Source organism: Escherichia sp. E4736 (assembly GCF_005781225.1).
Classification (GTDB): Bacteria; Pseudomonadota; Gammaproteobacteria; order Enterobacterales; family Enterobacteriaceae; genus Escherichia.
The window spans coordinates 19,815-32,096 of record NZ_VATT01000034.1; the positions used below are offsets into that span (position 1 = coordinate 19,815).

Annotated in this window: 18 protein-coding genes; 1 reads left to right on the forward strand and 17 read right to left on the reverse strand. The window is 55.0% G+C overall.

Annotated elements, in window-relative coordinates:
• Window positions 1-5 precede the first annotated feature (5 nt).
• From FEK46_RS18715 to FEK46_RS18770, 12 genes are read right to left on the reverse strand one after another with little or no spacing between them, the layout of a single operon-like run.
• Complete coding sequence (locus FEK46_RS18715; protein WP_001467857.1) at window positions 6-746, reverse strand: phage tail protein; 741 nt, start codon at window positions 744-746, stop codon at window positions 6-8.
• 7 nt (window positions 747-753) lie between these two features.
• The gene (locus FEK46_RS18720) at window positions 754-1,149 is read right to left on the reverse strand and encodes a phage minor tail U family protein (RefSeq protein WP_000683146.1); all 396 of its coding nucleotides are present in this window, start codon (window positions 1,147-1,149) and stop codon (window positions 754-756) included.
• The gene (locus FEK46_RS18725; protein WP_000975070.1) at window positions 1,146-1,724 is read right to left on the reverse strand and encodes a phage tail protein; all 579 of its coding nucleotides are present in this window, start codon (window positions 1,722-1,724) and stop codon (window positions 1,146-1,148) included. Before FEK46_RS18725 ends, FEK46_RS18720 begins: the two co-directional genes overlap by 4 nt.
• Before the next feature lie 11 nt (window positions 1,725-1,735).
• Entirely contained in the window at window positions 1,736-2,089 is a 354-nt protein-coding gene (locus FEK46_RS18730) for a head-tail joining protein (RefSeq protein ID WP_097494250.1), read from the reverse strand.
• Between the two features lie 11 nt (window positions 2,090-2,100).
• A complete protein-coding gene (locus tag FEK46_RS18735; protein ID WP_135560165.1) occupies window positions 2,101-2,499 on the reverse strand; it encodes a DNA-packaging protein FI in 399 nt (132 codons plus the stop codon).
• Between the two features lie 41 nt (window positions 2,500-2,540).
• Window positions 2,541-3,566 (reverse strand): major capsid protein, encoded by a 1,026-nt coding sequence (locus FEK46_RS18740; protein WP_000063263.1) that lies wholly within the window; start codon window positions 3,564-3,566, stop codon window positions 2,541-2,543.
• 54 nt (window positions 3,567-3,620) lie between these two features.
• Window positions 3,621-3,953, reverse strand: coding sequence for a head decoration protein (locus FEK46_RS18745; protein WP_001345004.1), 333 nt, complete (start codon window positions 3,951-3,953; stop codon window positions 3,621-3,623).
• A gap of 9 nt (window positions 3,954-3,962) precedes the next feature.
• On the reverse strand, window positions 3,963-5,282 hold the full coding sequence (locus tag FEK46_RS18750; RefSeq protein WP_135385845.1) for a S49 family peptidase: 1,320 nt from the start codon (window positions 5,280-5,282) through the stop codon (window positions 3,963-3,965).
• Complete coding sequence (locus FEK46_RS18755; protein ID WP_135560164.1) at window positions 5,263-6,864, reverse strand: phage portal protein; 1,602 nt, start codon at window positions 6,862-6,864, stop codon at window positions 5,263-5,265. The genes FEK46_RS18750 and FEK46_RS18755 overlap by 20 nt, the downstream gene beginning before the upstream one ends.
• Window positions 6,861-7,067 carry a gpW family protein gene (locus FEK46_RS18760; protein ID WP_000198149.1) on the reverse strand — a complete coding sequence of 69 codons (207 nt, stop codon included), beginning with the start codon at window positions 7,065-7,067 and terminating at the stop codon, window positions 6,861-6,863. Before FEK46_RS18760 ends, FEK46_RS18755 begins: the two co-directional genes overlap by 4 nt.
• A complete protein-coding gene (locus FEK46_RS18765) occupies window positions 7,064-8,989 on the reverse strand; it encodes a phage terminase large subunit family protein (protein WP_001027295.1) in 1,926 nt (641 codons plus the stop codon). Before FEK46_RS18765 ends, FEK46_RS18760 begins: the two co-directional genes overlap by 4 nt.
• Complete coding sequence (locus FEK46_RS18770) at window positions 8,964-9,509, reverse strand: DNA-packaging protein (protein WP_135560163.1); 546 nt, start codon at window positions 9,507-9,509, stop codon at window positions 8,964-8,966. Before FEK46_RS18770 ends, FEK46_RS18765 begins: the two co-directional genes overlap by 26 nt.
• A 343-nt stretch (window positions 9,510-9,852) precedes the next feature.
• Between FEK46_RS18770 and FEK46_RS23450 the strand changes: the two genes are divergently transcribed.
• Entirely contained in the window at window positions 9,853-10,029 is a 177-nt protein-coding gene (locus FEK46_RS23450) for a hypothetical protein (RefSeq protein ID WP_167852930.1), read from the forward strand.
• A 76-nt stretch (window positions 10,030-10,105) separates the two neighbouring features.
• On the opposite strand, the gene FEK46_RS18780 is transcribed toward FEK46_RS23450, so the two are convergent.
• The 5 genes from FEK46_RS18780 to essD form a co-directional block, all read right to left on the reverse strand.
• On the reverse strand, window positions 10,106-10,363 hold the full coding sequence (locus FEK46_RS18780; protein WP_001283921.1) for a hypothetical protein: 258 nt from the start codon (window positions 10,361-10,363) through the stop codon (window positions 10,106-10,108).
• Window positions 10,360-10,857, reverse strand: coding sequence for a KilA-N domain-containing protein (locus FEK46_RS18785; RefSeq protein ID WP_000839225.1), 498 nt, complete (start codon window positions 10,855-10,857; stop codon window positions 10,360-10,362). Before FEK46_RS18785 ends, FEK46_RS18780 begins: the two co-directional genes overlap by 4 nt.
• Window positions 10,858-11,058: 201 nt before the next feature.
• The gene (locus FEK46_RS18790) at window positions 11,059-11,496 is read right to left on the reverse strand and encodes a lysis protein (protein ID WP_135493762.1); all 438 of its coding nucleotides are present in this window, start codon (window positions 11,494-11,496) and stop codon (window positions 11,059-11,061) included.
• Window positions 11,493-11,990: a lysozyme RrrD gene (rrrD, locus tag FEK46_RS18795; protein WP_135560162.1), complete on the reverse strand. Its 498-nt coding sequence runs from the start codon at window positions 11,988-11,990 to the stop codon at window positions 11,493-11,495. The genes FEK46_RS18790 and rrrD overlap by 4 nt, the downstream gene beginning before the upstream one ends.
• The gene (essD, locus tag FEK46_RS18800; RefSeq protein ID WP_000839596.1) at window positions 11,990-12,205 is read right to left on the reverse strand and encodes a phage lysis protein EssD; all 216 of its coding nucleotides are present in this window, start codon (window positions 12,203-12,205) and stop codon (window positions 11,990-11,992) included. The genes rrrD and essD overlap by 1 nt, the downstream gene beginning before the upstream one ends.
• Window positions 12,206-12,282 lie beyond the last annotated feature (77 nt).

Below are 12,282 nucleotides of genomic sequence, written 5' to 3' on the forward strand. Positions count from 1 at the left end.
CCGGATTAACTGGCGGTGACGGTGATTTCTGCAACCGCAGCAAACTCACCATTACCGGAGACAACCGGAATGTTGACCTTGCCTGCAGCAACGCCGTTCACGGTGATGGTCATACCGCTGACCGACACGGTGGCTTTTGTTTTATCCGCAGACACCGCACGGAAGCTCTTGTCGGTTGCGCCCTCCGGCTGGAATGCCACGGTCAGCGTAGTGCTCTGCCCTTTCACTACGGAAGCACTGGCGGGTGTCACCGTCATGCCGGTGGCCGCCGTCACCGTGCTGCGATCTTCTGCCATCGACGGACGTCCCACATTGGTGACCTTCACCGTGCGGGTAATCACTTCCTTAGCCGTCACCGCTTTACCGATACTGCTGACCCAGCCACGGAACACATCGACCGTGCCGTTCGGGAAGCGGATTTTATAGGCACGGGTATCACCTTCATTAAACCACGCCAGCAGCGCCTGCTGCCCCTGCTCTCCGGGCATCCACGCCAGCGTGAAGCTGGTATCTCCGGCTGATTTCTGCCCCTGCCCGGTCGCAGTCCAGTCTGCATCTTCATCATCGAGATAGCTGTCGTCATAGGACTCAGCGGTCAGTTCGCCGGGCGTCAGGTCTTTAACTTTTGCCAGACGCGACCAGTCAACGTCTGAAAGTGGGTTCGCATAAGGGTCACCGTTCCCCTTATAAACCCACAGTGTGGTCCCGGCACCTTTCACCGGCATTGTAGGATTTGGTACAGGCATAGCGTCCTCACATTTCATAGGTAATGACATAAGTCAGATCGGCTGAACTCCACAGGCCCGCATCATCGTCGCGTCGGTAGTCATAGCCACTGGCCACCATACTGGTGATCAACTCTGACAGTGCCGGGATATCGCTCATCACCGGATAAATCCGGGACTCCATCCACGAATCCAGCTCTGAATCCGGCACCTGAGCAGGCAGGAAAACTTCAATATGCAGCTCCGCCTGCCAGGTATCGCTGTCCAGCTCTTCGCCCGTGTATTCAGCGCCGGTGAGATAAACGGCAATTGCCGGAAAATCTTCCTCATCAAAAACAGCGGGGCGACCATCAAAAAGCGTCGCCCCGGTGTCATGCTTCTCCAGTGCATCCAGTACGGCTGCACGGAGTTCAGTATGTTTCATCGCTTTATTACCATTCTCAGTTGATGCTGCAGCGCATAGCCCAGCTCTTTCGGAAGACGCTCACGCCGTATCCGCTCAATATTCTGTTTAAACGCCGTGGTCAGCGGCACCGCCATCGGGATTTTCACCACATCAATGGGGTAACGGTTTTTCCCGGCCACACGCTGCATGACATGCCACCGGCCATTTTTCAGTTGCTGAATAAACGCGCCGGGAATACGACGGTTACCCACCACAAGCACGCTACCGCCACCTTTCAGGGATGAACGCTGCCCCTTTTTACGACGCCTGCGGCGGGACAGGACAACCCGCGCATTACCCAGCTTGATTACGGGCAAATCCCCCCGGTTAACTTTGATTCTGGCCTGCGGATTTTTGACCGTGGCCCTTTTCAGCCTGGCCCTTTCCTTTACCAGTTTCCGGCGTACCTTTGTCTCACGGGCAACCTGTGACGCCGACTGCGATATCGCGGATGAAGCAACGCGGTTAATGGCCATTGCGGCGGCACCGGGCACCGCCGTTTTGCTGATACGGCTGAGGTTTTCAACGGCCTGCTCAAGACCTTTTATGGCCATGCATCCCCCTTTCAGCGGCGACGGTTAACGGCAGGCGGCACGCCACGCCCAAGCCAGAGATGACAACTTCCGCCATCATCCGGCGAAACCCGGTCTACCCAGAAGTTTTCCTCACCGATGGTCAGCGTGTCTCCACGCCGCAGCTGCCGCACATCATCAGTCCGGACAAACAGGGACGGGCTGGAGCCTTCAACGCGCACGCCAGGACCGGCATAGCTGATATTTTCAGGGTCATCAAAAACACCACGTATTACAGCACCGGACTGCTCACCGGATGTAATGGTGGCTGACGTTCCCATGTACCCGCGTATCGTTTCATCGGCGTGGGCAATGGCAGCATCGAACAGGTTATCGAAATCAGCCACAGCGCCTCCCGTTATTGCATTCTGGCCAGGCCGCGCTCTGTCATTTCGGCTGCCACACCGGCAGAGACACGGAACGCCGTTCCCGGCAGCACAAATGCCACAGGTTCATCCCGGATGGCGTGAAGTGCATCAGTATGCAGCGTCACCAGTGCCACGACCGTGACCAGTTCAGCCGTATCCTGAATCACAGTATCCGGCTGCGCTGATACCACCTCATTTTCATGTCCGGTCAGCGCATTTTCCGGGCTGAGAAGGGTATCCTGAACGGCAATATCACTCGTGTCATCAAGCTCCTCTTCCAGCTCTGCCACACGGAGCGCCAGTTCTTCTTTCGTCCCCGTCAGGCTGACATCACGGTTCAGTTGTTCACCCAGCGAGCGGAGACGGGCAATCAGTTCATCTTTCGTCATGGACTCCTCCACAGAGAGAAAATGGCCCCGAAGGGCCATGATTACGCCAGTTGTACGGACACGAACTCATCAGGATCAGCCAGCAGCATCAGCGGTGCTGACTGAATCATGGTGAACTCACGCGCCGGATCGCCGGATGTCTTCCAGTTTTTCGGATAACGAGGAGACGCATTAATACCCTCACTCAATGCATCCGCATCCTGAATACAGCCATAGGTGCGCAGACCGCGTGCCTGAGTGTTCCCAAGCACCATCGTGTTGTCCGGCAGGAAGTTCTTTTTGACACCGTTTTCCACGTACTGTCCGGAATACACGACGATGGCCACATCGCCATACATCCCCTTATAGGACACCGCTTTACCCAGGTCTTTCACCGCTGTCTCCAGCTCGGAATGAGAGCCGCGACGGGTATCCAGCTTCTCCCTGACGGCTTTGAAGGAACGGAACAGCGCCCAGCCTTTCGGATCGAACACTATGATATTCACCACACCGCTGGCGTTCAGCGCGTAGGCTTCGATATCGTCGGTCGGGTCATACGTGGACTTGTCACGCTTGCTCCACTCCGTGCCGCCGGACTGCGTGATGTTATTCGCCGCACTGCGGCCCATATCCACCTCAACCGGATCGAAGGCTTCACCGGTCATGGTGTATTTGCCCTTAAGCACGGCAGAAACTGCCTGCATCTCTTCGACCTGGGCAATGGCCAGCTCTTCGTCACGCATGTTCTGCATGATGATGCGACGGCGACGGTAAGCCGGATCCGCCAGATTCTGCGGATCTTCATCCGGCAGGCGACGCAGGGTCATCTGCGGATTCACTTCATGCTTGGGTTTGACATATCCCGGCGTAAATTCAGAGGTGGAGCCGCCACGGGAACGGATAACCTCACCGGAAACAATCGGCGAAACGTACAGCGCCATGTTTACCAGTCCCGGAATTTGTGAGAGATAGACTTTCTCCGTGGTGAAGGGATAGCTTTCACGGAAAAAGAGACGCAGAAACAGCGGATCAAACTTAAATTTCTGCTCATTTGCCGCCAGCAGCTGGGCGGTTGTGTACATCGACATAAAAAAATCCCGTAAAAAAGCCGCACAGGCGGCCTTTGTTGATGAAGGGTAAAGTTAAACGATGCTGATTGCCGTTCCGGCAAACGCGGTCCGTTTTTTCGTCTCGTCGCTGGCAGCCTCCGGCCAGAGCACATCCTCATAACGGAACGTGCCGGACTTGTAGAACGTCAGCGTGGTGCTGGTCTGGTCAGCAGCAACCGCAAGAATGCCAACGGCAGCACCGTCGGTGGTGCCATCCCACGCAACCAGCTTACGGGTGGCGGTGTCCAGCATCAGCGGGGTCATTGCAGGCGCTTTCGCACTCAATCCGCCGGGTGCGGTTGCGGTATGAGCCGGGTCACTGTTGCCCAGCGGCTGGTAATGGGTAAAGGTTTCTTTGCTCGTCATAAACATCCCTTACACTGGTGTGTTCAGCAAATCGTTAACGGCATCAGATGCCGGGTTACCTGCAGCCAGCGGTGCCGGTGCACCCTGCATCAGACGATCCAGCGCAGTGTCACTGCGCGCCTGTGCACTCTGTGGTGCTGCGGCCAGAATGCGGCGGGCCGTTTCCACGGTCATACCGGGGGTTTCTGCCAGCACGCGTGCCTGTTCTTCGCGTCCGTGAGCCTCCTCACAGTTGAGGATCCCCATAATGCGGCTGTTTTCTGCCGCAACCGCTGCGGTGATCTGCGCGTTCACGTCCGGCTGCGCCGCGCTGGCGTTTTCGCCCTCCGTCGCTGGCACCACCTCAGTAACGTCAGCCTGCGAAGCAGTGGCTGAAACAGTTGTTGATTGAGTCTCTTTGGTCATTCGCCCTCCTGAGAGACGGGATTTACGTGCATCCAGTGCATCACGCATGACGGTGATCGCATCGGTGCTGTTAACAAGTTCATCAGCCAGTCCGGCATCAATGGCCTCCTGACCGCTGTACACTGCAGCCTCGGTATCCAGCACAGCCTGCACAGACAGGCCGGTATATGCCGACACCTTCTGTGCAAACATCTGGCGGGTTGCGTCCATCCGGGACTGCAGTGTCTCCCGGACATCATCCGGAAGATGGCTGTAGGGGTTGCCATCCACCTTATGGCTGCCGCTGTAAATCAGCGTGATTTCCACACCCTGTTTCTCCAGCGCAGCGCCGTAATTACTGTGAGCCATCATGACGCCGATGGAGCCTGTCCGGGCGGTCTGCGTGACCAGACGCCGGGAGGCAGCACTGGCAAGCAGCTGACCTGCACTGCAGTTCATGTCGTTGGCCAGCGCCCATACCGGTTTTATGTCACGCACACGGGCGATGATGTCAGCGCAGTCAAATGCTCCCGCCACCATTCCGCCTGGTGTGTCCATATCGAGCAGAATGCCGTCCACCATCGGGTCGCTGGCAGCCTGTTGCAGACGGGCGATAATGCCGTTGTAACCGGTCATCCCCGAGTACGGCTGCAGCGCCCGCGTCCGGCTGACCAGCGTGCCGGACACCGGCAGCACGGCGATGCCGTTCATGACCTGATAACTGCGGGCCTGTCGTGGTCCGTCATCATCACCGGATAATGCCAGCGTCGCGAGTGCCTCCTGGGCAGTCAGGCTGTCGCCGGACACCGCATCCGTCAGGCGGCTGATCCCAAGCTGGCCTGCAAGCGCACAAAAGAAAACCCGCGCATAGGCGGGTTCAAGCATCAGCGGCTCATTAAAGGCCATGCTGGCAATATGCGGGAGATTACGCAGCTCTGCTGTCACTCTTCTCCTCCTCTGTTGATTGTCGCAGCCCGGATTCAAATGCCGCAGCCGCCCAGGCGGGCGGTTTAAGACCAGCCGCGCGGCGCTCCATCGTTTCACGGACCTGCTGGGCAAAAATTTCCTGATAGTCGTCACCGCGTTTCGCGCACTCTTTCTCGTAGGTGCTCAGTCCGGCTTCTATCAGCATCACCGCTTCCTGTACTTCTTTCAGACCATCGATGGCCATACGACCGGAGCCTATCCAGTCACAGTTCCCCCAGGCACTGCGGGCTTCCTGAAAGCTGAAGCGCGCTTTTGAAGGTAACGTCACCACGCGGCGAACGATGGCCTCTTCCAGCCAGCACAGAAACATCTGGCTCGCCTGACGGGATGCGACGAATTTTCGCCGCCCCATAAAGTGCGCCCACGACTCGTTCGCGCTGGCCCGTGCCGTGGAGTAGCTCATCTGGGCGTAATTCCGGGAAAGCTGCTCATATGAGACACCCAGCCCGGCAGCGATATACCGCAGCAGTGACTGCTCAAAAACGGAGTAGCCGTTATCCGTGTCCTGAGCCGTCTGCAGGTTCAGTGAGTCACCTGGCATCAGGTGTGGCACTTTTGCGCCTCCCAGCCGGACCGGCGCTGCGGCGTAATACGCGGCAATTTCACCAATCCAGCCCGTCAGCCTTTCCCGCTGCTCCTGACTGTTCGCGCCCAGAATAAAATCCATCGCTGACTGCGTATCCAGCTCACTCTCAATGGTGGCGGCATACATCGCCTTCACAATGGCGCTCTGCAGCTGCGTGTTCTGCAGCGTGTCGAGCATCTTCATCTGCTCCATCACGCTGTAAAACACATTTGCACCGCGGGTCTGCCCGTCCTCCACGGGTTCAAAAACGTGAATGAACGAGGCGCGCCCGCCGGGTAGCTCACGGGGTATCCATGTCCATTTCTGCGGCATCCAGCCAGGATACCCGTCCTCGCTGACGTAATATCCCAGCGCCGCGCCGCTGTCATTAATCTGCACACCGGCACGGCAGTTCCGGCTGTCGCCGGTATTGTTCGGGTTGCTGATGCGCTTCGGGCTGACCATCCGGAACTGTGTCCGGAACAGCCGCGACGAACTGGTATCCCAGGTGGCCTGAACGAACAGTTCACCGTTAAAGGCGTGCATGGCCACACCTTCCCGAATCATCATGGTAAACGTGCGTTTTCGCTCAACGTCAATGCAGCAGCAGTCATCCTCGGCAAACTCTTTCCATGCCGCTTCAACCTCGCGGGAAAAGGCACGGGCTTCTTCCTCCCCGATGCCCAGATAGCGCCAGCTTGGGCGATGACTGAGCCGGAAAAAAGACCCGACGATATGATCCTGATGCAGCTGTACGGCGTTGGCGGCATAGCCGTTATTGCGTACCAGATCGTCCGCGCGGGCATTGCCACGGGTAAAGTTGGGCAGCAGGGCTGCATCCACACTTTCACCCGGTGGGTTCCACGACCGCAACTGCCCTCCAAATCCGCTGCCACCGCCGTGATAACCGGCATATTCGCGCAGCGATGTCATGCCGTCCGGCCCCAGAAGGGTGGGAATGGTGGGCGTTTTCATACATAAAATCCTGCAGGTCCCCTGCGTCGCTGTGTCATGCCGGTCTGCACTTCCAGCTCTGCAATATATTTTTTCAGGTCAGACACGGAAGTGGCCGTAAACTCCACTCGCCGTCCGTCTTTCTGTACTGTTGCCACCCGTTTACCTGTCATCAGGTCATGCAGTGCCGCACGGGCAGCGGCAAGTTCTTCCTGTCGCGTCATTCATCCTCTCCGGATAAGGCACGGGCGTAATCTGCCAGTGTTTTCTTGTTGGTTGCTGCACCATCCTCTTCCTGCAGGCTCGCCAGCAGCGCACTGAGATCCAGCTGCCAGCGGGAAATACTGATGCGCAGCGCCGCCAGCGCATAAACGAAGCAGTCGAGTGCCTCATTGCGTCGCTTTTTGCTGTCCCACAGTATTTTTTTCCTGCCATCCACCCATTTTTCGACCTGCTCTTCAGCAGTCAGCTGCTGCGCTTCGGTCAGATCAAAAATATCCGGGTTATTCGGGAAGTGAACGGCACCGGGAAGCGGTTCATCCCCTTCCGGCGTCAGTGTGAAGCGGTTATAAATCTGCTCTTTCGCGGTATCCGTACCGATTTCGGTAAGGTAAACCCCGTTTTTGTTTCGCTTACGTGGCATGCTGGCCACAGGCTTTCCGTAGACGGATGCCCCTTTAATGGGGATCACCCGGAACAGCCCATGCTTTTTCGAGCGTTCATACACAATGGTCGGGTCAATGCCCCCAATATCCCAGCAGATACGGGATACCGACATTTCTGCACCATTCCGGCGGGTATAGGTTTTATTGATGGCCTCATCCACACGCAGCAGTGTCTGTTCATCGTCGTGGCGGCCCATAATAATCTGCCGGTCAATCAGCCAGCTTTCCTCACCCGGCCCCCATCCCCATACGCGCATTTCGTAGCGGTCCAGCTGGGAGTCGATACCGGCAGTCAGGTAAGCCACACGGTCAGGAACGGGCGCTGAATAATGCTCTTTCCGCTCTGCCATCACTTCAGCATCCGGACGTTCACCGATTTTCGCTTCCCATGTCTCACCGAGCGTGGTGTTCACGAAGGTTTTACGTTTTCCCGTATCCCCTTTCGTTTTCATCCAGTCTTTGACAATCTGCACCCAGGTAGTGAACGGGCTGTACGCCGTCCAGATGTGGAAAGTCACGCTGTCCGGCGGCTCAATCTCTTCACCGGATGACGAAAACCAGAGAATGCCATCACGGGTCCAGATCCCGGTCTTTTCGCAGATATAACGGGCATCAGTGAAATCCAGCTCCTGCTGGCGGATGACGCAGGCATTATGCTCGCAGAGATAAAACACGCTGGAGGGATCATCCGGCGTCCATTTGAGGCCAAACGGCGTCTCTTTATCGCCAAATTTAAGGTACTGCTCCTCCCCGCAGTGTGGGCATGCAACATGAAAACGCATGAAATGCGGGGATTCACTGGCAGCACGCTCAATCTGGCAGGTGCCTCTCACTTTGGGCGTGGAGCCACGGATGGACTTTGGCCAGACCGAGCCTTCAATACGCTTATCGCCCAGGAACGTCGGAGAGCCTTCCTGTTCAATATCATCATCAAAGGCAGCAAGTTCATCATAACCCGCCACATCCACCGACTTTTCACGGTAGTTTTTTGCCGCTTTACCGCCCAGGCACCAGAAGCCACGACCATTGGTGAAACGCTTCATGGTGAGCGTGTTATCCCGGTGCTTTTTGCCATACCACGGTGCCAGCGCCAGCAGCGACGGAATATCACGGATGGTCGGCTCAACGTGAGTTTTCATAAAGTTCTCGGCATCACCATCCGTCGGCAACCAGATAAGGGTGTTGCGCTGCTTATGCTCTATGAAGTAGGCATAAACACCCAACAGCATTTTGGAATAACCAACACGGGCAGACTTCACCACATTTACCTCGCGGATGTAGTCGCTGCCCATCGCATTCATGATGGCCCGCTGAAAGGGCAGTGTTTCCCAGCGCCCTTCCTGGTATGCGGATTCTTTCGGGAGATAGTAATTGGCATCCGCCCATTCAACGGCGGTCTGTGGCTCCGGCCTGAACAGTGAGCGAAGCCCGGCGCGGACAAAATGCCGCAGCCTGTTAACCTGACTGTTCGATATATTCACTCAGCAACCCCGGTATCAGTTCATCCAGCGCGGCTGCTTTGTTCATGGCTTTGATGATATCCCGTTTCAGGAAATCAACATGTCGGTTTTCCAGTTCCGGAAAACGCCGCTGCACCGACAGGGGGATCCCGTCGAGAATACTGGCAATTTCACCTGCGATCCGCGACAGCACGAAAGTACAGAATGCGGTTTCCACCACTTCAGCGGAGTCTCTGGCATTTTTCAGCTCCTGTGCGTCGGCCTGCGCACGCGTAAGTCGATGGCGTTCGTACTCAATAGTCCCTGGCTGGAGATCTGTCTCGCTGGCCAGCCGTAATTCTTCAACCTCCCGGCGCAGCTTTTCGTTCTCAATTTCAGCATCCCTTTCGGCATACCATTTTATGACGGCGGCAGAGTCATAAAGCACCTCATTACCCTTTCCACCGCCTCGCAGAACGGGCATTCCCTGCTCCTGCCAGTTCTGAATGGTACGGATACTCGCACCGAAAATTTCAGCCAGCTGCTTTTTGTTGACTTCCATTGTTCATTCCACGGACAAAAACAGAGAAAGGAAACGACAGAGGCCAAAAGGCCTGTTTTCAGCACCTGTCGTTTCCTTTCTTTTCAGGGGGTGTTTTAAATAAAAACATTAAGTTACGGAGAAGAAGAACGGAAACGCCTTAAACCGGAAAATTTTCATAAATAGCGAAAACCCGCGCGCCTTCCGCCCCGTAACGTTCTTGATTGCCGGAAAGGACCCGCCAGCCATTCGGGTTTACTTCGCAATGGGATTTAATATCTGAACGACCAAAGTCGTGCGACCACGGTCGCACAGACCTGAATACACGTCCTGTTTCTTCCACCCCCGCACAGGACTGGCGAGCATGAGGGACAACCCCGCGAATCATAAACGCGGTAAAAACCCGGTGTGCATCGTTTTTGATTATTCCCGCACACTCGCGCAGAAGGAGTTCCCCGTCGGGCTACGGTCATGGTTAATGCAGGAATACAGCGACGATACAGCGCATGATGTGTCAGGCTTGAATACCTTTATCCGTTAAAAGGGATATCAGTTAAGTTATCCCGTGTAGGGTATAAGCCATTATCAAGCCCACCAGTAGATGGGCTTTGTAATGGCTACTTCGCTTTTGCTTCCGCTCGCTTACGCCGGCGCTCTTCTTTCCTCTCGGCTTTTGCCATGTCCATGAATGCCTGCATGATCGAGTTCCGCATCATGTAGCTAACAAAGTGATGATTGACACAGCCGTTGAGGCGCAGCTGCTCGCCAAACTCATCCACCGAGGCCAATGCTTCCATCATGCCCTTCTCGCCTTTCATGAACTCTGAGAAGTCGCGCCCCGCTCTGGAGGCGCATTCAATGACACGATCACTCATCCCGGAAGCCCGGGGATCGTTATCTGCAGCTGGTTAGCCAGGGAGTTAATCTCAGCGACCAACACTGGCTTCGTATAGCGCCATGCCGCCAGCCCTTGTCCACAGAAGCTCGCCATATCTTTTTTCTGATCAAACTCATGACACTTCATATTGAGCTGCGCACTTAAGCTGTTGCGATGCTGAAGTTCTCCGGTGAAGTAGTCATCCAGGACTTTATAGGCTGCATATTTAAATCCGGGGTTTAGCCATGCTGCATAATCATAAGCAACAAACTTCCCGCCATATGTTCCACCGTGTACACCGCGCTCAGTAAAAACCACAGATTCGTGGTTTTTCTCCAGCTCGGCTAAGAACTCTTTGGTCTGCTTGTTTCGCAGGTAGTGGTACGGAGATTCAGATTCACTTTTACCACTGGCTTTCCACATATCAGTGAGGCAGATCATGCCATCTTCACCGATACGAATTGGTTGATTGAAGAGGGTTAATGATTTCATAGCGTGTACCTACTCTTTGAAACGAACCTTTGCCGCACAGGAAACCAGCCCACCGAGGCTCGCCAGCACTAACTGGTATCCTCAAAGGCCCATTCCAAAGGGGCAGGTTCGGTGTAAAAAACATGCGTTGCGGTACGCATTTATTGCAAAAAGCCCCGCATCGCGAGGCTCATTAAATTGACTTTGTGATTTGCAAAAAAATTATTTCAGGCATTGCGTCCTGATGTACTCCTGCAGGTAGTTAACCTGCGCGGTTATCCTGTCGATTCCACTTCTGAGACGGTAATAATTGAGTTCAGCATCTGCTGTAAGTCTTGGGCTTTCTCCATCGCCCATGCTGCTGGCTCCGGTCGTTGACTTTGCACAGGTGGCGGAGACTTGCAGGCGCTTACGACCAGCAGAAACATCAGCACGGAGACTTTCGATAGTCGCGTTAGCATCAGCAAGCTCCTTTGTGTATCTGGCGTCGAGTACTGCTACATCACGTTGACGCTTCTGCATATCAGCGATGATGTACGTGGCTTTATCGCGCTGTTCTTTGTAGGTAATGGCGTTATCACGGTAATGATTAACAGCCCATGACAGGCAGACGATGATGCAGATAACCAGAGCGGAGATAATCGCGGTTACCCTGCTCATTGCTGCCCCCACAAACAGACCTCACGCTCAATCTCACGACGAGTCATCAGGCCTTTCCATTGCTTACCGCCAGCGTATGTCCAGCGACGTAGCTGGTCACATGCGCCCTTGATATCGCCCTGGTTTATTTTGCGAAGAAGAGTAGATGTTCTGAAATTGCCTGCGCCCACGTTATAGACGAACGAGTAAAGAGCGCCGCGCGTTGTTTCCGGTATATCGACTTTGATGTACGGGTTAATTTGTCTGGCGACAGTGGCAAGGTCTTTATTCAGGAGGGCTTTGCATTCTGCTTCGGTATACGCTTTACCGAGCATAATGTCTTTTCCGGTGTGCCCGTAACATACAGTCCATACGCCAACGATATCTTTATATGGTATGTAGCTGACACCTTCCAGACCATCGTCACCACTCGGACCAGTGATGAGCACAGACGCTATGGCAACAGCCCCACCACCAATAGCAGCTGCAACAGCCTTGCGTAATGATGGCGACATTATTCACCTCTCGCAGCCTTACGCTTATCTTCTTTAATCTTGAAATAAAGGTTTGTCAGGTACGTCAGCAGGCCAAATACCAGACTACCCAGCACACCTATTGCCGCCCACTGTGATGGCGTGACTTTATCGAGCAACTGTAAAAACCAGTAGCCAGCACTGCCTGCAGAGGTGCCATAGGCGACACCTGTTGTTAACTTATCCATTGATTTCATATCCTCACCCCGATGTACACGGATGGTGCAATATGTTTGAAAAGATCGGAGTCTACGGGTTAGTTTTTACAGCAAAC